We start from the raw sequence: 24,411 nt of genomic DNA, 5'->3' as shown, positions 1-24,411 counted from the left end.
TATTCTAACTATCCATCCTTCTTAACCCGCTCGCAAAGCTAAGATCTCAGTAAGATCGTCAGTTTCAGTATATCGACTCAAGTCTTGCTCTTTAGAAGCAATCGCCACAATAGACATTCGATCGGCAAGCTCATTACCTTCAATACCGACGTGGCCATTAACGTGGTAAATGGTGATTTGAGAAGCCAACTCTTGGTAAAGTGCATACGCGGGCTTGATGATGTCGAGGTTTTTTATCTCACCACCCGACTTCGTCCAACCTTTTTTCTCCCAGCCTGTTGCCCATTTGGTAATGCAGTCAATCGAGTACTTAGAATCACAATAAATCGCGACAGATAAACCAGCTTTCAGCTTTTCCTTAGCGAGAATAAACGCTTGCTTCAAGCCATGCAGCTCTGCTGTATTATTGGTTCCAACCTGCTGATACAAGCCATACCACAACTCGGTTAACTCGTTATTCAAGTAGACCGCTAAGCCAGTTCCCGCTTCACCAGGATTCGGCTCACAAGCGCCATCTGTGTATATCTTGATATCGAAAGGCATTTCAGCGATTTGCTGCTCAGAAAGAGGCGGGACTTTCGCTTTCTTAGGCTTACCCGCAGCACTTGGCTTGGTCGATGAAGATCCAGATGTTGAAGCAGAACTAGACGCAGAAGATGCTTTACCGCCGAAAGCAGACTCAGCTTCGCCTAATGTTGGAAACGATTTATATCTCGCACCAGCAAAACCATCAACTTGCGACTTACACTCATTCCAAGTGGTAAAAATACCCGGTGTACGACCTTTCCAAACCACATAATACTTCTTAGCCAAATTAACTCCTTACCAGAACCTAAATACACAAATAGTGAATCAATACATTAGAAGTCACCACGCCATACGTTGCAAGGTCAATCAATCAAAAACAGGTCTAAAGAAGCTACGTTCATAACTAACAATACAATCGACCTCATCAGCAAATTCGAAGGCTTTGATACACTCAGGATCATTTAGCGACTGAGTACGATACTCTTCATAAGCCGCCAAGCTATCAAAAGAGAACAGTGCCAACGCGATATTGTTCGCACCCTCTGATGGCAAAAAGTAACCATTGTGTTGACCGCCAAATTTAGCCACCAAAGGAATCCACATTTTTGCGTAGGTCTCGAACGCCTTTATCTTCTTAGGATCAATCACATATCGAACATAACAAGTAATCATATTTATATAGCCCTTAAATTACGGGTGAAACATAAAATCAATATTGGGAATCAAGAGAAAAGGAAATCAACCGCGACAAGGTTGTAGAACAAAAACACCGCCATGCTGACGCCTATCGTTAGCAGCACATTACCTGTTTTCCATATCAATAAGCCTGTCACCACCGCACCAATCAAGTAAGGATTTTCGAGACTTGGCCAAAATGTTTGTTCTGGTGCAAACACAATCGGCCCCCAAATCGCAGTCAGCACCGCTGGGCTTGAATAACGTAGCAAGCGTCGCGCTGTTTGGTTTAAGCGAAGTGGGATAGCGGGCTCTAGAAACAGATACCGACTAAAGAACACAATCGCCGTCATGAGTAATATCGTTAACCAAATCATCTCTATTTACCCTCCGCGATTGGCTTATTGCCATTGTTTCGTTCTTGAAATGACTCGCTGAAAAAGCCCGCTAACATGCCAGCAATCGCTGCAATCATCAGCCCGCCTTCAACATTGTTGACCGACATCGCGACCGAGGTGACCAATGAAACCACCACACATACGACAACAGGCAATGTTCTGATTAATGGAAAAACTAACGCAATAAAGGTCGCTGCCACCGCAAAGTCGAGACCAATTTCATTGAGTGACGGAATCTGACTTCCTGCGACAATACCGACGAAACTCGCGATATTCCAAACCAGATAAAAACCGCCGCCCACACCCGCCGCGTACCAACGATTAAACTCTTGCTGAGATTGTCCGCTGCATATCGCAAACAGTTCATCGGTGAGCCAAAAGCCGAGCAATAACCGCCAGCGAGCCGGAAGATGACTGATTTTGTCACGCATCGATACGCTGTATAAAAAATGCCTTGAGGTGATAAAAAAGGTGGTTAATAACATGGTGCCGAGGCCAATACCCGCTTTAAACATGCCTGCCGCGACCAGTTGTGCTGAGCCTGCGAAAAGAATCGCTGACATCGCTTGTGCTTGAAGTTGATTCAATCCGGCATCTATTGCGTATGAGCCCGCAAGAATCCCCCACGGTATCACCGCGATACTCAAAGGCATTCCGGCTAAAACGCCTTTCCATAACTGAGTGCGCCTATCCATTTTTTTATTATCCATATTATTCTTGTCTCTCTTCACATTGACTATTCAATGTAAAAACACCTGAGTGGGTTCGATTGTACAAACTTGCTCGATTTAGTGACCTCATTCACCACCCACACCTAAAGCATTTTGATGTATTGCCCCGGCGTGTAGCCGTTGGCTTTTTTAAAGTGTCGATGAAAATGACTTTGGTCGTGAAAACCACATTCTTGAGCGGTATCTGAAATAGCATGTCCTTGCTTCAATAACTTGCGAGAAAGCCTCAATCGAGACTGGATCTGATACGCATGTGGCGGAAGACCAAACTCTTTTTGGAAAGAACGCACTAAGTGAAACGGGCTTAAAGCCGCCAGTTTAGACAACTCTTCTAAAGACACATCGGCTTGTGGAAAATCATCTAAGAACTCTTTAACCAGAACAAGCTGACGCTGAGTTTTACCATCTAGCTGAGGCTTAAGGCTCGATTTCCCATGTCGACTAATCAGCTTAACCAACATCCCGTACATCAAGGTTTCTCGTAACAAGCGATTATCCGATTCATCAATCGCATTGAACACTAGCCTTAATTGGTTAGCGAGTTCAGGATCTTCAACCACCGCTCTTGGGAAATAAGGCGCGCCATAATTCGGTAAGTTAAGCTCTTGAGTGATTTTGGCGAGTTGCTCAGGAAGTGGATACATCGCACGATACGCCCAACCACCTTCAGTGGCTGAGTGTCCGCTGTGAACTTCGTCGGCGTTCACCAGAATGATGGCATCTTGTGGTGCTATATGATGCCCGCCCGTTCGATAGAAACGCTGAGCACCCTGCTCAATAACACCAAGTGTGTAGCCCTCGTGGCTATGGCGTGAGAAGTTCTGCTTTTCGTATTCAGCATTCAGGATTTCAAGGCCACCGAGTTCTTCTGTGATCTTATATTCGGCCTTTTCTTTAGAACGTTTCTTGTTCTCCATAACAATTCCCAAGCCTGTTAATTATCGAGCGACTTATCAGTCTACTCTATAGGCTCTTTCAGCTTTTGTACAAAATTGCGCATTTGGCCGTTAATACGTTTTTTGGTCGTTGAACTAAATCGCTCGATATTATTTTCTAATTGCGAGCAAAGTCATGCTGTGCAGGTACTTGGCGAAGAATTGACAAATCAGTGGCTTAATCATGTCCATAATTCGCGCCAACCATTAGCAACCGTTCAGAAATATGATGAAGAAAACCTTAGCATTGATCTTTTTCTTAAGCCTCACTGGCTGTACTCACAACCAGTCGAAAGCGCTAAGTATGAACTCCTCGTCGGTTAATACATACCCACAATCGATGTCGAACCTGCAACTGTGCGACACCTTGTATTACGGGCGCTCGAGCAACCAAACACTGGCAGCAATTGGCAGTGAGTTTAATCGAAGAGGATTATCAAAGAGTTGGTGTGATATCGAAACCAACAAGCTTTATCTAACAAAGACAATTGATTGGGTAGCCGAACAAGTCGAAGACAAAGAAGATTCAGAGGAAGAAGCGTCTGCGGTGGTGCTGCCTGCTAATTAAATAAGGCAATGATAGATAAGCATCTCTTCGCAGTTAATTACCTCGTTTGCTTAGGTAACTGTGTGACCTATTTTTACTCAAAAACTCCCAAGTTAACCTTGCTGCATTCGAAGAAAAACAACCACTTCTTTTCGCTACACAAATATTACGAGGGTACTCCGGCGCAAGAGGAATAACATTTACGCTGGGATGAGATTCTGGAACGGCAAGCTCTGCAACAATAGAAACACCTAAGCCCGCTCTAATCAAAGCAAGTATCGAGGTCAGTTGAACAATGGTGTGTTTTTCTTTAAGGCGAGATTTTGATAGCTTAAACCATTCTCTAATGAGCGCCTCGCTGCCCCCTTTACTCAATATAAAATCTCGGTCTTCGATATCCACAGCCGACAAAACTGGCAACTGGGATAAAGGGTCATCTTCATGAACTAAAGCCACCATACGGTCAGTAAAAACTGGGATGATATCTAGATCCAAATACTCTTTATCAACCGCGATTGCAAAATCTACGCGCCCCTCTCGCAATGCCAATAATGCTCCCTCGTCAGTAAACTCGCTTATTTCAATTTTAATTTGAGGTAAGTGTTGGCTGATCGCATGAATTAGGTTAGGTAAAATATGCGTGGAAGCGGATGCGCCAAAAGAAGCCACTTTCACCTGTCCAGCACCATCTTTTTGAATAAGTCGAAGCTGTCTTAATAGCACTTCGCCCTGCAATTCTTGCTGTTTAGCGAATTGAGCAATTAGCCTTCCTTCCTCAGTTAACAGTAGCGGACGACTGTCTCTTCGAATTAAAGCGAAACCTAACACATCTTCAGCACGTCGAAGTGCTTTGCTCGCAGCGGGTTGACTGACTCCTAATACCTGAGCGGCATCAGTGATACTTCCGAGCGCTATTAGCTGTAGAAGTAATTTAGGAACTAATGATGGAATGCTCTCCAAGTCTTCAACCATTTATATAACCTCAAGTTATTTTGATATCTATCTCTATGCTAGCAGACTACTTTTTCCGAAAAATAGAGACTAGTCACCCGGAGAAAACAAATGACTATAGAAACATGGCTAACCTTCTGCCTCGCTTCACTTATCTTAACTATGACGCCAGGTCCCAGCATTTTGTTGGGAGTCGTTCATTCAATGAAATATGGCGTTAATAAAGCTATTTTTACGGCACTAGGTGATATCTCAGCAAACTTCATACAGATGATCATTGTTGCAATTGGACTTGGCGTCATAATGTCAGCGTCTGAACTAGCGTTCGCCGTTATCAAGTGGCTTGGGGTCACAACATTGCTGTATATGGGTATCAAGATGTTGTTTGATAAACCTGAGTGTGAAGCACAAATCGTCAACAATTCACCCACCGCGATTTCAGGCCACAGACTCTATTTAAGTGGGTTCTTCGTTGCAGCAGGCAACCCCAAAGCGATTGTGTTTTTCACCGCATTCTTCCCCCAGTTCATTGACCCAACCAAACCTTTGTTATCACAAATGTTGGTGATGTGCCCCACAATGGCAGTGTTGGATTTTACGTGGGTTATGATTTACGCCATATCTGCCAAGAAGCTTCTTGGGTTTATGCAAGATCGCCCAACGTACCTGAATAAAATCGGTGGCTCAGCGCTTTTAACTGCAGCCATTGCACTCGCAGTAACAAGTCACAGATCCAACCTCTAGTCGAGCCAGTAAAGGAAAAAAATAAATTGGATTTCATTTGAGAGGAAAAATCGTCTGCTGTAATGCTGCCTGCAGATTAAGAGGATAACTAATTTAACATCCTTAAATACGCTAACAGTACTTCTGGCAATAGAACTGGGGCTAACTAATTACTATGCATGCCTTTGCTCACATCAATATGTATTCGCATTGAAAAATGTTAACAAGTAGTTAATTATCAGTATCCATTATTACTATAAGGAAATAACAAATGAAATGGATACTTGTTGCATTCGTCAGTGTTTTCTCTGTGTTCACATACGCAAAGGATTGGAAGCAAATTCGTTTTACTGTTGAAGGAGCTTACCCACCATTTAGCTGGACAACGCAAGATGGTCAGCTTGAAGGTTTTGAGGTCGATTTAGCCAACGCGCTTTGTATCGAATTAGGGGTAAAGTGCATCATCTCCAAAACAGATTGGGACGGTATTATCCCTTCGCTCTTGAGTCGTAAGAACGATGCGATAATTGCAGCAATGACGATTACCGAAGAGCGTGAAAAGAAAGTTAACTTCACCATCCCATACGCCAAAGTCCCAACTCGTTTCGTGATGAAGAAAGATCGAGAGATCAATATGAATGACGACAGCTTGAATGACCTAACTATCGGGGTTCAACGTGCAACAATCGGTGATAAGTACCTTTCTGAAATCTACCCTGATGTAGACATTAAACGTTATGGCTCATTCGACGAAGCCTTTACCGATTTACTCAACGGCCGTCTCGATACCGTGTTTGGTGGTTCTATGGGGCTCAATGCGGGCTTTCTTGAAACTGATCAGGGTAAAGACTATCACTTTACAGGCCCTAAATTTACAGAAGAAAAGTGGTTCGGTCGTGGTATTGGGGTAGCGGTACGAAAACAAGATAATGAACTCAAAGATCTTATTGATGACGGTATACAACGCTTGATCGACAATGGTCAGCATCAAAAAATCGCAAGTAAGTATTTTTCATACAGTATTTACGAATAGTTTGGTATGCCGTGTGAACTAAACTAATTGCGAACTGTTGTTCACTTTAAAAAGCTTCAGACAGCAAAAAGCCGCTCATTAAGAGCGGCTTTTTATATGGTGATGATTGCAGGATAAGTCAGCATAACTCGAACCAACCATCAAAGACTTACAATACTATTTGCAGCATAAGTTCGCATAACATTGCATCGAAAGTCTGCAAATTTGAACAATGACTAAGGTTCAACGTAGTAAAATTACCACACTCCGGTCAACTCTTCGAAATACATCGTATGCGCCCCACGAACCCACGGGGCGATATTACTAATGTTTGAAGTTCCAAGGTAGGAGTGTGTCGATATCAGGCTCTGCTTTCGCGGTCTCGACGATGCTGTAAAGAATGGCGCTCGCACCTGCACCGTTTGGTATGTCAGAGAACAACCAATTTTTTCTGCCAATGACCAGCGGTTTAATTGCGCGTTCAGCGCGATTATTATCGATAGATAAGTGACCATCGTCGATATAACGAATGAGCTTTGGCCATTGTCCGAGCGTGTATTTTATTGCTTTACCTAGTGCACTAGAGCCTATCACTTTCAGGGTCGTCATCCATTCGTAAAGTTCATCCAGTATCGGTTTGGCATACGCTTGACGCTCTGCTTTTCTTTCTTCGACAGACGCACCTTTTAAACGTGATTCTATCCCGTAGAGTTTTTGGATTTTAGCCAGCGCCTTATCGGCCTTGCCCGACTTACCTTTGCCTTGAAGCTTCTTAGCGTCCATGAACTTTCGCCGAGCATGCGCTAAGCACCCCACATTTGTCACTTGATGAAGTCCATCATAAGCCGCGTAGCCATCGGTTTGTAGATAACCGTTGTAGCTCCCTAAAAAGGCAATAGGGCACGCCCTCGCTCGACTGTTTTGATAGTCGTACAAGGCGATATTTTTCACATTCGGTAGTGCGGTTTCGGGTGAGTCGGCGCCCGAGCAGCAGAGCCACATGTAACACTGTTTCTCTTCTTTGAGCACATTAAGCGGCGTTTCATCCGCTTGAACCACTACTTGTTGAAGAAGATGGTCTTTCAGCTCTTCATATAAAGGTTCGAACTTCTCACTGACTTGGATAATCCACCTTGCCATGGTGGTGCGTGATAGCTCGATACCCGATTGAGTAAACAGTGATTCTTGGCGATAAAGTGGCATCGCGTATTGGTATTTACCCATAATGATATTGGCAAGCAAGCTTTCTGTCGCGAAGCTCTTAGGGATAAGACTCTGCGGGGCTGGCTTTTGAACGATGCGGCTATTGTCTTTTGTTTTCTCACACTCGCGGCACGTATATTTAGGGCGGACATATTCCAGCACCTTGAGTACAGCAGGCGTGAACTCTAGCTTCTCGCTGCGGTCTTCACCGATTTTATGCAGGCTATGATTGCAGCAAGCGCACTGCTTTTCATGGTCGTCTACATCGAGTTCGATAACCTCACGAGGCAAAGTCTTAGGTAGAGGTTTACGTTTACCACGCTTTTTCGTTGTGGTCGTCGTTGTCACCTCAACCTCTTCTTCCTTAGCGGCTTCACATTCCGCTTCGTTGAACAGGTCACCTTGTGATTCATCGTTAGGCTTTAACGCCTCCGAGCGTTTCGCGAACTAGCGGTCGAAGGCGAGTTAGAGTTGTTCAAGCAGCGATTGGCGCTCTTGTTTCCACTCATTTTTCTCCGATATCAGAGCGGCTACCATCGCTTGTAGCTCGGCAATATCTTGACTTTCCGGGTTGATATTTGGCGTCTTTTTCATGGCATTTATTAGGTTCATCGCGGCTTTCGGGGGAAAGCCGCTTTTATCTTCAAGAAGAAGTAGTCTGTATCTCGATACCCATACCCCATTCGCTTGATTAACTTTATTTTGTTGTTTATCCCTTCCAATGTGCAGGTGTTGAGCGGATAACTTGCCGATGCGATAATACCGTGAAGATAAGGCCTCAGTTTTCGTGCGAACTCTTTCAATGGCTTAATTCCACTCTCTTGCACTTGTGCCCACCATACCTCCCAGAGCCCCTTAGCATGTGCTTCTGATTCACAATACCAAAGCTCTTTGAGTTGTGAGCCGAGTATATAAGTGGTCATTAAGTCCTTATTGATATTCAATATTTCGGTAAGGTAGCTATCTTGCCGTGGATTTAAGTTGCTTCTATTTTTCAACAATACCCAGCGTGAGCGCTTGACCCAGTGCCATCGTAAGTGCATTGCTCAGTTTGTCAGTTCTCTATAATGTCGTCGGGTAACCAGATATCAATGCGTCCCCCGATCACGCAGACTTAGGTTGTATTCGGCATAATTGGTTTACCGATAGGTGGGCTTTTTGAAATTATGACGTCTGGATTCGTTGTATTTGTAAGGCGTGGTTATTGAGCTAGATATGAAGATATATGGCAAGGCTAAAGGAAGACACGCTCAAATCAAAATTGATGATTTAATGAGCGCGTCAACAAAGCCACTCAACTCTTGCCACCCTTACCTTGACATTCGCCTCACCATGAGCTCAATTGTAATCGCTAGATGACGTGGTTGATCAGATCGCAATTTCATTATTTATTTCCGTCGAATTACGCAACAAAACCACAAGCACCTCCATAGGGTGTTCAAGCCTTCTGTGATAATAAAAGGTTATAATTGATATTCCTGGTAAGCCAGGGTTGATGATGTAGTCTATTATAAATATGATTTATCGGTTGTTTTTACAGGTTAAATTGGCGTTATTGCTTAAATCAGTTGAACCTTTTCCAAGTCCTGTGATCCTTTATGGTAGTTAGAACGGTGGTGACATAGGTAAAGCGGAAAAGAAGATAACTAACTGGGCGGAATACAATAAGGCTCTGTGCAAGCGCGGTAGAGGTTTCCAATATTCTGATACCGCGATTGAAACTGCTTTGATGATTAAGGGGATCTTCTCTCTGCCATTACGTGCTCTTCAAGGCTTTATTGATTCTATCTTTGAGCTATTGGATGTTCCACTGACGTCCCCTGACTACACCTGTATCAGCAAACGCTCGAAGACAGTTCAGGTCAAATATCGCAATAAATCCAAAGGAGATATTCGCCATATAGCCATTGACTCGACTGGTCTCAAAGTTTTTGGCGAGGGTGAATGAAAAGTGAAAAAGCACGGTGCCGCAAAACGCAGAACTTGGCGCAAACTGCACTTAGCTGTTGATGTAGAAACTCATGAGGTTATTCGTGCAGAAGTCAGTTTTGTAAGTTTTGGCGATAACGAAGTGCTGCCAACATTACTCAACCCTTTACGTAGAAAGATCCATACAGTATCGGCTGATGGAGCATATGACACAAAAAGTTGCCATGAGACTCTGAAAAATAAGGGCTGTACTCCGTTGATACCACCTCGAAAGAATGCGGCTCTTTGGGAAGGTGGGCATCCCAGAAATGAAGCTGTAGAGGCTCTTGAAAACGGAACAATAACGGAGTGGAAATCTGAGTCTGGTTACTACTATCGCTCAATATCTGAGACTGCAATGTCTCGATATAAAGGACTAACTAGCGGTAAATTGAGCTTGAGATGTTACAACGTTCAAGTGTGAGAAATCATGGCGAATGTCAAAGCTATAAACAAAGTCATAGGACTAGGTATGCCTGTTAGAAGCTAACTATTAGTCAAATATGGCGTCGTTGAACCTCAAGCTGATTTGAGCAACAATGCCGGTTAAATTTATCAAAAGAGAAAATTATGAGAAATATACTAGTAAACAATCTGGTAGCTCTGATTGTTAGCACACCATTTATCGCCAATGCATCTGACAATTATAATTACTTTGTTGGACTTGACGTTGGAACTCGAATTAGTGGGAAATTAGAACAGCAAAGACAATATTTAACAGGAAGTTATGAGGGGGTTGAGACTTCCAGCTACGATTTAAGAGCTCAACCTATCGTCGGTCTTAATTCTGGTGTAATTATAAATAATAACCACCGTATAAAAATGAGTTTTGTTTACGATGATATCAAACCGGACGATGCTCCTGAAGGAGTCGATCTCGGTGTTATCTCTATAAATTACGATTATATTTTACCACTCTTTGAAAAGTTGAGCTGGACTACTGGGGTGCATATGGGCTATGAATTTGCCTTTGATAACGACTTAAATGATATACACGGCACGATCGGAGGTGTACAAACAGGTATAGACTATAAATTTGCAAAAAACTGGAGTCTAGGAGGTGAAATTTCTTTAACTACCCATGAACAACAAAATCTTTCAAGTAATTATGTTTATAGAACTGTAAAAATAGAAGATGATGTTGCATTAATAACAAATATCCAATATCACTTCTGATCTCAGTTAAAGGGTAGACAGGGAATTAGTAAATTACCCTACGTTAAGGATTTGGCCAACGGTACTCACCAGTTAATGCAATGTGCTCCTAGCTCAAAGGCGATATATGTTTAGCATTTTCCTTTAATGGCGGTTGACGCAGCCATACTAGTGTCGATGTATGGGTTTTATCATGGTGGCTTACCATGAACCTGACGCGTGCAGCTGACACACTAGAAGTTCCGTAAGCGTCTCTAAATCGACTCGTTGACTTTCTAATATCTACGCAGATACCGCCAACTAAGGCTGTATCTTTCATTCTGAACACTATTCGGGGAGGGTGGACTATTCCGTTTTTGGCATGTTCCAAGGTAGGAGTGCGTCGATATCAGGCTCTGCTTTCGCCAACTCTTTCATGCACTTGACCAGATAGTCGTAGAGGATAAGACCGTTGGCTTTCGCGGTCTCGACGATGCTGTAAAGCATCGCGCTCGCACCAGCACCGTTTGGTGTGTCAGAGAACAACCAATTTTTTCTACCAATGACCAGTGGTTTAATTGCGCGTTCAGCGCGATTATTATCGATAGATAAGTGACCATCGTCGATATAACGAATGAACTTTGCCCATTGTCCGAGCGTGTATTTTATCCCCTTGCCCAGCGGGCTAGACGCTAGCACTTGTTGAGTCGTCATCCACTCGTAAAGCTCATCCAGTATCGGCTTGGCATGCAGTTGACGTTCTGCTTTTCGTGTTTCGACAGACGCACCTTTTAAACGTGATTCTATCCCATAGAGTTTTTGGATTTTAGCCAGCACCTTATCGGCCTTACCCGACTTACCTTTGCCTTGCAGCTTCTTAGCGTCCATGAACTTGCGCCGAGCATGAGCTAAGCACCCCACATTGGTCATTTGATGAAGTCCATCATAAGCCGCGTAGCCATCGGTTTGTAGATAACCGTTGTAGCTGCCTAAAAAGGCAATAGGGCACGCCCTCGCTCGACTGTTTTGATAGTCGTACAAGGCGATATTTTTCACATTAGGGAGTACGGCACCTGGCGAGTCTACGCCCGAGCAGTAGAGCCACATGTAACACTGTTTCTCTTCTTTGAGGACATTGAGCGGCGTTTCATCTGCCTGAACCACCACTTGTTGAAGTAAGTGTTCTTTTAAAGCTGCGTAGAGTGGTGCGAACTTCTCACTGACTTGGATAACCCACCTTGCCATCGTGGTGCGTGATAGCTCGATACCCGACTGAGTAAACAGCGACTCTTGCCAATACAGTGGCATCGCGTATTGGTATTTACCAAGGATAATGTTGGCAAGCAAGCTTTCTGTCGCGAAGCTCTTAGGGATAATACTATGTGGTGCTGGCTTTTGAACGATGCGGCTATTGTCTTTGGTTTGCTCGCACTGACGACAAGCATATTTAGGACGGACATACTCCAGCATTTTGAGTACGGCTGGTGAGAACTCAAGTTTCTCACTGCGGTCTTCACCGATTTTATGCAGGTTATGATTGCAGCATGAACACTGCTTTTCGTGGTCGTCTAAATCGAGCTCGATAACCTCTCGAGGCAAGGTCGTTGGAAGTGGTTTACGTTTACCACGTTTCTTCGTTGTGGTCGTCGTTGTCACCTCAACCTCTTCTTCCTTAGCGGCTTCACATTCCACTTCGTTGAACAGGTCACCTTGTGATTCATCGTAAGGCTTTAACGCCTCCGAGCGTTTAGCGAACTGGCGGTCGAAGGCAAGTTTGAGTTGTTCAAGCAGCGATTGGCGCTCTTTTTTCCACTCATTTTTCTCCGATATCAGAGCGGCTACCATCGCTTGTAGCTCGGCAATATCTTGACTTTCCGGGTTGATATTTGGCGTCTTTTTCATGGCATTTATTAGGTTCATCGCGGCTTTCCGGGGAAAGCCGCTTTTATCTTCAAGAAGAAGTAGTCTGTATCTCGATATCCATACCCCATTCGCTTGATTAGCTTTATCTTGTTGTTTATCCCTTCTAGTGTGCAGGTGTTTAACGGGTAACTTGCCGATGCAATAATGCCGTGAAGATAAGGCCTCAGTTTTCGTGCGAACTCTTTCAATGGCTTAATTCCACTCTCTTGCACTTGTGCCCACCATACCTCCCAGAGCCCCTTAGCATGTGCTTCTGATTCACAATACCAAAGCTCTTTGAGTTGTGAGCCGAGTATATAAGTGGTCATTAAGTCTTTATTGATATTCAATATTTCGGTAAGGTAGCTATCTTGCCGTGGATTTAAGTTGCTTCTATTTTTCAACAATACCCAGCGTGAGCGCTTGACCCATTGCCTCGTTTTTTTATCTTGCTTGAGTTTGTTAGCTTGGTCGACTCTGACTCTATCCATCACCTCACGACCGAACTTAGCAACAACATGGAATAAGTCGTAAACGATTTTTGCGTTCGGGCAGTGCGCTTGAACTTCAAGGTCAAAAGCCGTATTCATGTCCATCGCGACCGCTTCGATTTTGTTGCCATGCTTGCCTAACTGTTCGAAGAACGGTCGTATGTCCTTACGGCTACGGCCTAACCCTATCCAAATGACTTGGTGAGTCTTAGCATCAGCGATGACTGTGGCATATCGGTGCCCTTTAAAGATGGCGAACTCGTCCATGACGAGTTGCGTTAACTCCTCCCATTTCACTGACGGTACCACTTGGCGAAGTCGACGTTTATCTATCTCTTTAATGGTGTGCCAATGAACGCTCGTTAACTGGGAGATATGCTTAATGGGAAGAAGAGGCAGTAGTTGTTCTATATAGTTTTTTAGGCGCTTCGTTATACGAGCATAAGGCTCCAACCAAGATAGAGACTCTGTTTTTATGCCGCAGTCACGACACTTAATCCTTCGAGTTTGAACGGAAAGTTCAACAGGGACATTGAGCAGCATGGCATCTTTCACATGACGCCATTGATACTCATGGATAGCCTCGGCTTCAAGACCGCAAAAGCATTTAGCCTCAGAGTTAGGTTTAAGAGTCAGTGTAATAAGTGATGCTGTCTGGTGAGACTTTACTATTTTAAAGCCTTCCCAGAATGAAGATAGGAAAGTATGATTCGGCATGAAAACGGTAGTTTGTGTATGATTTTTGTTTGGCGACTAAACCATATCACTTACTACCGTTTTTGTTTTTAGTTCCCGCTAATCCGCGATGAACCATTTATTATATTAAAACTGTGCCGTTAACGCTTGGTATATAAGGCTTTATTATCGATTAACTCATTGTAAAATCGTTTATTTTGACTGGTTCATGACCGATAATTGTGAAACCAGAAAGCAGTCTATCAAGCTCAAATTGAGTCAGGGTAAACACCTTATTTCTCTCTTTTGAAGGCCACTTATACTTGGCTTTTTCGAGGCGTTTATACCAGAGGGCGAAGCCTGTTTTATCCCAGTACAACACTTTGATTTTGTCGCGCTGTTTGTTGGTGAACAGGAACAGTGCGCCACTCCCCAAGGGTAAATCGGTGTCACTTTCGATAATTGCAGCGAGGCCATTGATGGACTTTCTAAAATCGACGCTCTCACGATACAGATAAATGTCTGGGGCGCTCAGCATGCGTTTCATGACAGCGCCCCGATGAGCTCTGCTAGGTAGGTTGCAGGCGTGCCTTGAGGAATACTCAGCTCAACATCACTGACGAGAAGGGTCATGTTAGCGGTTGCTATTTGAGCTTGGTATTTCGTTGTCTTTTCGACGACCTCTGCTCGGACAAAGCCTTGAGATACATCCGCTTTTTTGAGTTGTTGGCGCTTAGCATAAAACGTTGAGGGATTGAAGTCATTGAGCTTACAGAATGCGATCGTTGACAATGAACTCGATTCAGATTGTTCGATAAGCGTTTGCCATTCTTGTTTAGTGTGTCGTTTTCCCATTTCAAATCTCCTCATGGTTGGAGACTTGATCTTATAATTCGTGTTAGGCGATTAGAATGCGGGGTTTATGGAGCGCTTACAATACATCGTGTACATATGTGTAACACACTTTTGTCGAGTAGATGACACTTGTTACCAAGTGCCGCCCCTCTAAGAACCGTACGTGCAACTTTCACTGCATACGGCTCAAGCCTCCACTAAGGCATCATTGATACCCAGCAACTTATAACGCAGTCGGGACAGGCTCTTTCCAAGAGTTACGAGCTAGCCTTTTAGATTTTCTCTTCATCAAATATTCTTGGTATTGAGGGTCAAAAGGGGTCGCTGCATTCCTGATTTTTACGTGTCGCTCGATGGGCACTTTAGCTATTTGGAACAGATTGAAGTGACAGTCCATGTCCATGATTTTCTGCCAACCGTGAAATTGCCACTGGCCTTTACGATTGAGAAAATACTTATGAACAACCCAGTCTTTGGACTTGGTTGGATGACGTCTAACTGCCCAGTGCCATAACGCTTGGAATAGTTTATGGCTGACATACCCGAATACTTGTTTAGCAACACAGTGGCGATAGTAATTCGCCCACCCTCTAAGTTTCGGATTTATCAACTTGATAAGATCGTTAACAGGGATGGTTACGTGCTTTTTAATAAGTTCACGTAGATTTCTAAGGAATAACAGCGTGTTAGATTTGCTCGGTTTAATGAGCAATTTCCCTTTGTACTTCCTGTGATTGAAACCCAGAAAGTCAAAGCCATCATCAATATGAGTGACCTTCGTTTTCTCTTCGGAGAGGGTTAACCCTCTTTCTGCCAGAAAGTCAGCGATCAACGGTTTAATATCGTTCACTAGCACTTCCTTTGAAGAGCAGGTGACCACAAAATCATCCGCATAACCAATAAAGTTGGCCTTAGCCCCCATTTTCAGAGCTATAGATTTTATTTGTTGCTCTATTCCCACGAGAGTCATTAGCATCAAGGTTGGAGATATTATTCCACCTTGAGGTGTACCCTCATCGGTATCATAGAACAGACCCTTATCTACATAGCCAGACTTTAACCATTGCTCTAACATACGTTTATCAACCGTGATATTGTCGATAAGCCATTGATGCCCGATTTTGTCGAAGCAAGCCTTAATATCTCCCTCAAGAACCCATTTCGCCGATCGCTTTAGAGCCAAACATTTGAAACACTGACTGACGGCGTCAGCCGTACTGCGATTTGGCCTAAACCCATAGCTATTGAGGTCGGCAAGCGTTTCGGACACTGGTTCTAATGCTAGAAGGTGGAGGGCTTGTTGCGCTCTATCAATCATGCATGGAATACCCAATGGCCTGAGCTTACCGTTCTTTTGGGGATGTAGATACGTCTGAGTGGTTTTGCAGAGTAAGCCTTGCGGCTCAGTTGATTGACTGCTTTCATACGGCGTACATCTGTGTTCCAGGTGACACCGTCTATTCCAGACGTTTTACTGCCTTTATTCTGAGAGACTCGCTTAACCGCAAGAAGCTTGGCTGAGCGAGAATGAGTCAAGAGCCACTGTAAGGACTTCACCTTACTGTATTTCTTTTCTCTCGTTGCTTTTGCGATACGCATTTGAAGCTTCAATACGTGTGCTTCAACGGATTTCCAGTCGATGGACTGCCATTGAGCGCCGTCAGAAGATGCACTAATCTCTTTCGAGATCACCATTTGCTTTTCTCCTTGAATAAAGTTCTTCAAATTCTCTCGCAATGGGAGACCAGTCGGAAGTGGGCTCACTTTCGTGATCAGACATAAGTCTGTATCTGCATCATTACAATGTAGCTTTCGCTTTTTCCGACCTCCTATACCTGCATCACTATCGGCCACAAAGGCTTTCCCAAAGGGAGTGATACAGGCTTACCCTGTTCCGTATGTTACGTAAAATGCCAGCTTAGATGCCCACTATAGTGCGGAGAGTACGGCGACCACGAAAAAGTACTGTCCAACCTCTTTCCAACTCTCGTTGCCTTTTGGCCACAGCGTATTAACCACTTCCGCTGCTTCACCATATAACGCACCTTGAATGGATTCACATACGTTCATCATACTGACTACCTAGCACTTACCCGAATTGTGGTTTTCAGGAGGAACGTCCTCTCACGATTCTTTTCCCACTCAGCCCAACGGCCAAGTTTCGTTACATTGTCCAAGCCGCTGCTTTATTCAGGCTCGTAGGTTCATCTGGTGATACAGATGGTTCACTCGTTAAGCGGTGAACAACGCTTCATACGACCTCAGGTCGCACAGACAAGAATGAGCTAGAGGCTTGCTCTAGCTTTGATAGTTGAAATGAGGAAGGTTGATACTCCATTCCATAGTCAACCCAAAATATCAACGCCCTAAACTCCAATTAAGGCGCCAGCATTGTTAGTGGCGTATGGAGACAAATATCTTTCTGACGTGATTTCGATAGCCCTATCTTCTCGAACCACATCTTGGATTGCTTAAGCCATTCAGGAATGTCTATCTGACAGGATTGCCCCAAATCTGAACTGTAAAGTAGGTTTGGGACAGAAGATAATACCACTGAAAAATCCTCAAAGCTCTGATAGCCTAACAGAACGGTCAGAGCCGTTTGCTCTATATATAACCAATCATGGTGCCCCAACGATATAAGCTCTTCAGCAACCATTCCTGTTATCGGGTTAGCTGGCTGATTGAGCATCACACGACACCCCCCTCCCATTTTATCTACTTGTTCAAGCAAGCTATATATCTCCTCGCGAGAGGCATGTCCAGTGGAAATGACAATATCCTGTTCTTGAGAAAAGTGGAGCAATGACTGTAAAGCAGGAAGCAGTTTACCGTCATTACCAACGATTCTCAGTGGTACTTGCGCAAAATTTTCCACACTATTGTTAGCCATTTTCCGGCTCATAACGCTACGGTGGGAAGATGTGACTACAGTCGGCAGATGCACCAACAGTCTTCCCTGATGTGGAAACTGATACTGACATAACGCTTGTTTAATTGGCTGAGTACAGATCCCCCCGGCAATTTCATTGAGTACAATGGAACCAAATACAGGTAGCTCCATCTGCTGACAAATACTTGCTAGAGCCGTTACGCTACCTAAATGATTTTTAAGCACACACCCTCCACCATAACGCGCGTATAATCGGCCTGCTTCTACAGCATGATAACGCCGCTCAAAGCTATCTGGGGAGGCGTGATAATGGACATCAACAAAACGTAGCCTGCTTTCCCAATATTGCTCAAATTCACTCATTCCTTTGAAACCTCCCACGGAGTCGAATAACTATATTGCGCACGTGCCGCTTCTAGAGTTTCACCTGAATTTATAGCGTCTAAGATTTTTTTTTCCGTTTGTTCTGTATTCTCGGCACGATAGAGAGTTTCTTCCAGTTGGTCTTTTGGTATCACCACAACACCATTGTCATCCCCAAAGAGCCAATCACCTGGGTAAATTGAAACACCATGAATTTCTATGCAAACTTGCCTGTGGGCGACTATCGCTCGATTTTTCCCAGAGACCATATATATACCTGTAGAAAAAAGCGGATAGTTGGCGTTTTGGATTTCACGGATATCTCTGCCCGAGCCATAAATAACGGTTCCAGCAATATTTTTTCTCTGTGCTTTCGAAGTCAAAATCCCTCCCCAGCTCGTACAGTCTAGGCGACCTTGATTATCGACCAATACCACATATCCTTCAGGTACTTCATCGATATAGTTGCCAGCATTGAGAAACGTAGCAGTATCACGCTCGATCGGTGCATACTGAACTGTATAGACTGGGCCTGCCATTATGGTTCCCGGTGTCCTTGGTTTAATGCCCTGCAATCCACCAACTAAAGAAAGGCTGTCTAGCGCATCGCATACACTAGCCGTATCTATACGATTCAAACGTTCTTTTATCTCGAGTTCTTTTAAAGTCAGCATGGTAAAACCTCTCGTTGATTTATTTGTTTCAAGGCAAACCAAGCAGCATACTCTTGAATAAACAGTTCTATTTCGGGACCGCGACAAGGGAAATGAATGTCACTCGACTCTCCCTCTGAGGTCACACAACGTAATGTTGCTACTCCTTGATATTGCTTCTTATCCGAAATCTCTTGGAGAGGGGGAGCGAGTGTCAAATGGATTGCCGCCTGTGGCTCCCCAACTGAGTTACCTCCCCATTGTTCTACAAGATTCTGGAGTTTTTCATCTTCACCAGACCATTGTATAAAAGCAGTAGCAACAGCTAGTTTTTCACCCGCTGTAGTGTGATCTCTGCTTACAAGGAAAGTCTTCAAAATACCTTCAAGATCATCAATGACCGACTGTGGAGGCTCGTTGCTTTCATCAAATAAAGCTTCGATTTGAACATAAGGATATTTCCACAGATAATGAATGTCACCATGATAGCTTGCTAAATGCTGTTCGATAACCGAGCCTGCTTCGCTTTCACTGATACCTAACAGCATCCATTGACACCGCTTTCGGGCATTCTGGACACAATCACGTGGGTAAATCGCATTTTGCAAAATAGCTGTCGCTTCGCTAGGTGGACCTGGCAAAACGATAATATGAGTGTTATTGAGAGAAAGAGAAAAGCCTGCCGCTGTGCCACGTGTATTCTCTAGGATCTTTGAGTGCTCAGGAAACAGTGCTTGGACGCGATTCGACTCATCGACGGGTACACCAAATCCGTTCAGCCTCTTTTGGATATATTGCCAAGTTGGTTCATTATGTACTAGAGGCTGACCACAAGCCTTAGCTATCGCATAACGTGTTCTGTCATCAGATGTCGGGCCCAACCCACCACAAACAACCACTAAATCTGTGTCGCCAATTAATCTATTGAGACTCTCTTCAATATCACTGGATGAATCAGCACAAACGGACTGATTAGCAACCTCGTAACCATTGTTCACCAGTATTTTACTCAGGTCGGTTAAGTTCGTATTGACACACTTACCCGCCAACAGTTCATCCCCTATAGTGATCAGTGCAGCTCGGTTGGATGTCTGTTTGTCAGTTAACGAGCGGATTACAGCTTCAGCAACTTCCCGAGTCGAAGCACTCCCACCAAAGTCGTAACTAATCTGCTTTCTCTCACGCATAACATGTTTGACCGCCTTTTCAACACGCGCTGCTTCAGTATTAAAACCAAGGTATTCCAACATAAGAGCTATAGTTAAGAACATGGCACAAGGATTCGCTTTGTTCTTCCCTGCCATTTTTGGTGCACTCCCGTGTACGGGCTCAAAATAAGCGATATCAGAACCAACATTGGCGCTCGGTGCCAGACCTAACCCCCCCATAACTCCTGCCGCCAAATCAGATAGAATATCACCAAACATGTTCTCAGCTACAATGACGCCAAATTCATGAGGCTTTTTCACTAGCCATAATGCCACTGCGTCGACATTATGGATATCCGCCTCGATAGAAGGATAACGGTCCGCAATATCAAAGAAAATCTCTTTAGCAAATTGTCCACTTTCACGCATCACATTAGGTTTATCTGCAAACGTTACGCGTCGCATGCTGTGCTTTATCGCATAATTGAAGGCTTGTTCAAACAACCTCTCTAATCCATAACGAGTCTGAAGCCTAACACTCCAAGCAGCTTGATCTGGTCCATGATATGTCAAGTTTTCATGTATTAGCCAGCCTTGAGCATGTTCCGGTATACCAAGATAATCAAACCCCGCATAAAGCCCTTCAGTGTTTTCTCGTATTACACACAAATTGAAAGGTTTTCGGTCACCGGTAACATAACGTATCGGTCTGATATTTGCGTATAAACCAAGCTTCTGTCTAAGTTGGATAACAGGTGATATGTAAGGGTGTCCCTTACCTTGTAACGAAATTGGTAGTGCTTTCTCCGCCTCAAATTTTCCTTTACTGGTAACTGCACCCAACAAGACAGCATCTGATTGACGGATCTGAGACCACGTTTCTTCGGGAACAGTATTGCCTTCTTTTTCCCAACACCGCCAACCAATATCACCATACGATAGTTCAATCGGTAAGTTGAGCTTATTCAAAATAGGTAAAGTGGTATCGCAGACTTCCTGACCAATACCATCACCAGGCAAGACCAGTATTTGTATTTTTTTCATAGTGAAATCCATTGGGTTAAATATTTAGCGACCTGTTTTGGATTGTCTGCCCATGGGCGCATCCCTGCATTATGAATAGAAACAATCTCATACCCCTCTCTCTCAATACAGATTTGATTAGAGGCCGTGACCATCTGAGACTTATCGCCAACCATCAATAAGCATCGGCCTTTAAACGCCTCTAGATGATTCCTAGAATTTAGCCTTCGGAGCAATGTGAAGCCATTCAACATCCTTTGTGTAGCTAATTCATGATCGCACGCAGCTGGTGCAGGAATCATCTCAACAAACGTGCCAGTTGGAGCCACCCATTGGCCAAGCTGGGCAAGGGCGTCAGGAAGCTCACAATTACGGAGTTTTGCGATCAATTCACCTAGCTTGGTAGTTAGTTCTATTGTCTGCTGCCCCGGACCAGAGACCGAGAACAAGTGACTCACTGAAGGTAGATGAGCAGCAACACACTGAGCTAAAGCCCCTCCAAGCGCAAAACCACACAGTAGGAGCTCTGAGTTAGCAGACACCTTCAAAATTGCTTGCTTTATCTCTTCGATGGATGTGTTCGCTTCATCAGTGGTACAAACCGACAAGGTGTCGATTACAGCGACACAATAGCCTGCCTGATTCAAATGTTGTGTTAGGGGTAAGCAAAACTCTCCTTTGTCCCAAACTGGCATAACCGGCGATAGAACAACAGCCTGCTTTAGCAGGGAAGAACTCACTTCAGGAGAAAAATATACAACGTTCATGACTAAACCTTCTGTAATTCGCCAGCGACTCGCAAAGCGAAACCAATATCACGAATGTTATTAAGGTCCGGGTGAGATTTGTATTCCACACTAAGGTTTTTCATTCCAAGAATCATATCTAGAATACAGTGCTCTGAACTTGAAAAGCTCTGATCGGATTTCAGACCTTCGAGTTGCTCGAAGATATACTCTAGAATATATCTGTTATCCGAATTGAGATTATTTATGTAAGAAATCCAGCTTTCTAGACTCAGATTACCTGAACCTTTACCCATACCATCTAGAGAACTGTCAATAAACCTTGCCCCCGCTTTATATGCTGCAATGCTGTTTGACATCGCTAAAGACAAGTTATCATGAGCATGAAAACCAATCTGCATGTTGGTCGTATTATTTAGTGTCGAGACGTAGCTAGTGACCGATTCTGGCGTCATACTTCCATTAGAGTCAGCGAGGTAGAACACATCCGCTCCAGCCATCTCAGCTTTCCAAGCTAATTCAACTAAACTTGTTATTGACAATTGGCTGACACGGGTCGCGTTAACGCATACTTTGAAACCTCTTTGCTTAGCGTACTGAACATAGTCATACGTTGCTTCAGCACTACTAGCGTTGAGACATAAACGTAGCATACCTACACCTGCCTCTTTCATTTCATCTATATCCTGATATGAAATGTTATGAGCATGGGCAATCATACAAAGATTAGCATGTGGTACAGCATTGTGAATCTCACGTATATATTCGTTTTCTCCTCGCCCGGTTATTCCGATATTCGAGATAGGTTTAAAAGATCCATTCCTGTAGCCTATTTCAATCCATTCGATTTGACTATCCGCGACCCTTTTTACATGGGTAATCGCATATTGTAAGGAAAAGTTAAAATTATTCTGGTAACCGCCGTCACGCAGTGTGACATCAATGTTATTAATCATTATTTTATATTACCTTTTGTTTGTAGCTGTAGATTGAACTGAAGCTGTCCTAGTTGATATATGACAAAACCAAGCAGGGATACCCCTCCAATGATCAGTCCAGTGGTGTGTAAGTCGTGATTCGAAAACTGTCCAATATAATGTGATGCAATTGCTGCAGAACCGAGTTGTAAGCTGCCCATCACACCAGAGGCTGTACCGGATAGTTCAGGTTTAGCTGCAATTGCATTAGCAGTACCCAGTGGTAAAAGAAAGCCATTTCCGAAGGTCAGTATGGAAATTGATAGTATGCTGGTGACAATAGGTGAAGGACTGATCAACATCTGGAGAGCAAACATGAACCCACCCAGCATAAAAATTAGATAACCTTTCTGAATGGTACGCTCAGTCCCAATTTTTCGACTAATTTTCTTAGCAGCAAGATTACCCAATACATAAGCCAAAGAGAGTGTTATGTAGGTATACCCAATAAGATTTACTGAGAGCCCCATAGAACTAAATAAGTATGGTGACTCCACTATATAGGCAAAATAACTGGCATAAGCAAAACAAGGTATCAGTGCGAAATGAAGAAAGCGGCGATGAGACAACACTGCCAATATATTGCGAAATAGGGTTACAGGATGAAAAGGTATGCGTTTTTCGCTAGGCAAACTTTCACTAAAACGAAACAAAGTAAGTAAAATCGTGATAGCTATAAATAATGACATAAATAAGAAGCATGACTTCCACCCAAAATAGAACGCTAATTGCCCCCCCAACATAGGAGCTATTGCTGGAGACATTCCCACAAAAGGAAAAATAATCAGATATAGCTGCCCCGCCTGCTCTCGATCGTAAAGGTCGCTCATGATAGCTCGGCTTATCGTGATACCCGCACATGCTCCTATCCCTTGGAGTAATCGGAGTAAGTAAAGTTGATCCACAGACGTTGATACGAATATCCCTAAAGTCGAGACAAGCCAGATAGCAAGTCCAATCAACAAAATATTCTTTCGGCCAAAGCTGTCGGAAAGTGGACCATATATAAGTTGGGATATAGAAATACCAAATAAAAAAATTGCAATTGCGCTTTGAATGTCGCTTTCAGTTGCCTGATAAAAATCCCCCATAGATTTCATTGCAGGTAAAAATATATCTGTAGATATCAGCCCACCAATTGACAAAAAGCAAATAAAGATGAGGAATGATGTTGATGGCTTATTTTTCAATTTAAATTACTCTTAATGCTAATTTATTTACCATTGTACTTACCTATTAACCTTAAGGATGAACACGATTTATCTTTGCTTTTTTAGCCAAAAACACAGAAATATCGCTTTTAATCAAAATATTACCAAGATCAAGTAAGTTATGACGTATTGCTTACCAGCCACTTTCTGCTGCTTATTCAAATTTGATTCCTTAAAACCAACACACGATATTAGCCAACAAGAATATGAACAAGAGCACTATGAAAGTGATTTCTCATTATTTATACACTCTTGTTACATTTTTAACACAGGCGAAAAATAAGATTTCAAATTTAACATAAGTTAACATTTAAAATGCGAATGATAATCAATATTAAAATCATATAAATAGACGTAATATAGAGAAATGATTGTCTCCAGAAGCTTTGGACAATGAGTTAAGTGAGTACATTCACTAACGAAGTGAACAATGGCAACTAAGAAAATACGAATCAAAAGTGCACCTGAAGTTGAGACGAAGCGCTTAAGTAAGCGGAGTTAGGCAGTGTCGTTGCAACTGTACGACAACTATCGTTCTATGAATCTAAAATCTATAGATGGCGTAAAGCCGTCAAAAAAGACTCTAAAATCAGCGATATTGAAAGAATTCTTTCCTTGAAAATGCCAGACTCAAACGATTATTTCCTGAGCAATCTGAAGAACTAGATA

Annotated in this window: 21 protein-coding genes and 4 pseudogenes; 5 read left to right on the top strand and 20 right to left on the bottom strand. The window is 43.4% G+C overall.

Features of this window, described 5'->3' with window-relative positions; genetic code table 11:
- Positions 1-21 precede the first annotated feature (21 nt).
- From QUF19_RS05030 to QUF19_RS05010, 5 genes are all read right to left on the bottom strand, one after another.
- The gene (locus tag QUF19_RS05030) at positions 22-813 is read right to left on the bottom strand and encodes a ribonuclease H family protein (protein WP_286296904.1); all 792 of its coding nucleotides are present in this window, start codon (positions 811-813) and stop codon (positions 22-24) included.
- An 81-nt stretch (positions 814-894) separates the two neighbouring features.
- Positions 895-1,200 (bottom strand): NIPSNAP family protein, encoded by a 306-nt coding sequence (locus QUF19_RS05025; RefSeq protein WP_286296901.1) that lies wholly within the window; start codon positions 1,198-1,200, stop codon positions 895-897.
- 50 nt (positions 1,201-1,250) lie between these two features.
- Positions 1,251-1,580 carry an AzlD domain-containing protein gene (locus QUF19_RS05020; RefSeq protein WP_102434275.1) on the bottom strand — a complete coding sequence of 110 codons (330 nt, stop codon included), beginning with the start codon at positions 1,578-1,580 and terminating at the stop codon, positions 1,251-1,253.
- Positions 1,581-1,582: 2 nt separating this feature from the next.
- Positions 1,583-2,311 carry an AzlC family ABC transporter permease gene (locus QUF19_RS05015; RefSeq protein WP_102268972.1) on the bottom strand — a complete coding sequence of 243 codons (729 nt, stop codon included), beginning with the start codon at positions 2,309-2,311 and terminating at the stop codon, positions 1,583-1,585.
- Between the two features lie 104 nt (positions 2,312-2,415).
- Positions 2,416-3,249: an AraC family transcriptional regulator gene (locus QUF19_RS05010; protein ID WP_286296889.1), complete on the bottom strand. Its 834-nt coding sequence runs from the start codon at positions 3,247-3,249 to the stop codon at positions 2,416-2,418.
- A gap of 247 nt (positions 3,250-3,496) precedes the next feature.
- Here QUF19_RS05010 and QUF19_RS05005 point away from each other — a divergent pair, with 247 nt between their 5' ends.
- Positions 3,497-3,835, top strand: coding sequence for a hypothetical protein (locus tag QUF19_RS05005; protein ID WP_286298821.1), 339 nt, complete (start codon positions 3,497-3,499; stop codon positions 3,833-3,835).
- A 33-nt stretch (positions 3,836-3,868) separates the two neighbouring features.
- Here QUF19_RS05005 and QUF19_RS05000 read toward each other — a convergent pair whose 3' ends face one another.
- Positions 3,869-4,786, bottom strand: a complete 918-nt coding sequence (locus QUF19_RS05000) for a LysR family transcriptional regulator (RefSeq protein WP_286296886.1) — start codon at positions 4,784-4,786, stop codon at positions 3,869-3,871.
- 90 nt (positions 4,787-4,876) lie between these two features.
- On the opposite strand from QUF19_RS05000, the gene QUF19_RS04995 reads away from it, so the two are divergent.
- On the top strand, positions 4,877-5,509 hold the full coding sequence (locus tag QUF19_RS04995; protein ID WP_286296883.1) for a LysE family translocator: 633 nt from the start codon (positions 4,877-4,879) through the stop codon (positions 5,507-5,509).
- 250 nt (positions 5,510-5,759) lie between these two features.
- Positions 5,760-6,521, top strand: a complete 762-nt coding sequence (locus QUF19_RS04990; RefSeq protein WP_102434281.1) for a transporter substrate-binding domain-containing protein — start codon at positions 5,760-5,762, stop codon at positions 6,519-6,521.
- A 303-nt stretch (positions 6,522-6,824) separates the two neighbouring features.
- On the opposite strand, the pseudogene tnpC (QUF19_RS04985) reads toward QUF19_RS04990, so the two are convergent.
- Together tnpC (QUF19_RS04985) and QUF19_RS04980 are read right to left on the bottom strand one after the other, a co-directional pair.
- Positions 6,825-8,297 (bottom strand): annotated as a pseudogene (tnpC, locus tag QUF19_RS04985) (IS66 family transposase).
- 14 nt (positions 8,298-8,311) lie between these two features.
- Positions 8,312-8,728, bottom strand: a pseudogene (locus QUF19_RS04980) (ISL3 family transposase); the annotation flags it as partial.
- Positions 8,729-9,324: 596 nt separating this feature from the next.
- On the opposite strand from QUF19_RS04980, the pseudogene QUF19_RS04975 reads away from it, so the two are divergent.
- Positions 9,325-10,161, top strand: a pseudogene (locus tag QUF19_RS04975) (IS5 family transposase).
- 80 nt (positions 10,162-10,241) lie between these two features.
- On the top strand, positions 10,242-10,847 hold the full coding sequence (locus QUF19_RS04970) for an autotransporter outer membrane beta-barrel domain-containing protein (RefSeq protein ID WP_286296872.1): 606 nt from the start codon (positions 10,242-10,244) through the stop codon (positions 10,845-10,847).
- Positions 10,848-11,171: 324 nt separating this feature from the next.
- Here QUF19_RS04970 and tnpC (QUF19_RS04965) read toward each other — a convergent pair whose 3' ends face one another.
- From tnpC (QUF19_RS04965) to QUF19_RS04910, 12 genes and pseudogenes are all read right to left on the bottom strand, one after another.
- Positions 11,172-12,707, bottom strand: a complete 1,536-nt coding sequence (gene tnpC, locus QUF19_RS04965) for an IS66 family transposase (RefSeq protein WP_286298820.1) — start codon at positions 12,705-12,707, stop codon at positions 11,172-11,174.
- A 14-nt stretch (positions 12,708-12,721) separates the two neighbouring features.
- Positions 12,722-13,915: an ISL3 family transposase gene (locus QUF19_RS04960; RefSeq protein ID WP_286296869.1), complete on the bottom strand. Its 1,194-nt coding sequence runs from the start codon at positions 13,913-13,915 to the stop codon at positions 12,722-12,724.
- A 151-nt stretch (positions 13,916-14,066) separates the two neighbouring features.
- Entirely contained in the window at positions 14,067-14,420 is a 354-nt protein-coding gene (gene tnpB, locus QUF19_RS04955) for an IS66 family insertion sequence element accessory protein TnpB (protein WP_286296867.1), read from the bottom strand.
- Entirely contained in the window at positions 14,417-14,728 is a 312-nt protein-coding gene (tnpA, locus tag QUF19_RS04950; RefSeq protein WP_286296862.1) for an IS66 family insertion sequence element accessory protein TnpA, read from the bottom strand. The genes tnpB and tnpA overlap by 4 nt, the downstream gene beginning before the upstream one ends.
- A 223-nt stretch (positions 14,729-14,951) precedes the next feature.
- A pseudogene (ltrA, locus tag QUF19_RS04945) lies at positions 14,952-16,423 on the bottom strand (group II intron reverse transcriptase/maturase).
- 234 nt (positions 16,424-16,657) lie between these two features.
- Positions 16,658-16,801 carry a hypothetical protein gene (locus QUF19_RS04940; RefSeq protein ID WP_286296861.1) on the bottom strand — a complete coding sequence of 48 codons (144 nt, stop codon included), beginning with the start codon at positions 16,799-16,801 and terminating at the stop codon, positions 16,658-16,660.
- 304 nt (positions 16,802-17,105) lie between these two features.
- Positions 17,106-17,984 (bottom strand): DUF6282 family protein, encoded by an 879-nt coding sequence (locus QUF19_RS04935; RefSeq protein ID WP_286296859.1) that lies wholly within the window; start codon positions 17,982-17,984, stop codon positions 17,106-17,108.
- Entirely contained in the window at positions 17,981-18,658 is a 678-nt protein-coding gene (locus QUF19_RS04930; protein WP_269995619.1) for an RraA family protein, read from the bottom strand. Before QUF19_RS04930 ends, QUF19_RS04935 begins: the two co-directional genes overlap by 4 nt.
- A complete protein-coding gene (locus QUF19_RS04925) occupies positions 18,652-20,829 on the bottom strand; it encodes an isocitrate/isopropylmalate dehydrogenase family protein (RefSeq protein WP_286296856.1) in 2,178 nt (725 codons plus the stop codon). The genes QUF19_RS04930 and QUF19_RS04925 overlap by 7 nt, the downstream gene beginning before the upstream one ends.
- Positions 20,826-21,575, bottom strand: coding sequence for an alpha/beta fold hydrolase (locus tag QUF19_RS04920; protein ID WP_269995615.1), 750 nt, complete (start codon positions 21,573-21,575; stop codon positions 20,826-20,828). The genes QUF19_RS04925 and QUF19_RS04920 overlap by 4 nt, the downstream gene beginning before the upstream one ends.
- Before the next feature lie 2 nt (positions 21,576-21,577).
- On the bottom strand, positions 21,578-22,510 hold the full coding sequence (locus tag QUF19_RS04915; protein WP_286296850.1) for a hydroxymethylglutaryl-CoA lyase-like TIM-barrel protein: 933 nt from the start codon (positions 22,508-22,510) through the stop codon (positions 21,578-21,580).
- Positions 22,510-23,721: a multidrug effflux MFS transporter gene (locus QUF19_RS04910; protein ID WP_269995611.1), complete on the bottom strand. Its 1,212-nt coding sequence runs from the start codon at positions 23,719-23,721 to the stop codon at positions 22,510-22,512. Before QUF19_RS04910 ends, QUF19_RS04915 begins: the two co-directional genes overlap by 1 nt.
- Positions 23,722-24,411 lie beyond the last annotated feature (690 nt).

The sequence above is a fragment of the Vibrio sp. FE10 genome (assembly GCF_030297155.1).
Lineage (GTDB): Bacteria > Pseudomonadota > Gammaproteobacteria > Enterobacterales > Vibrionaceae > Vibrio > Vibrio apostichopi.
The sequence above is the reverse complement of the archived record's forward strand: the minus strand, read 5'-3'. Positions and strand labels throughout refer to the sequence as shown.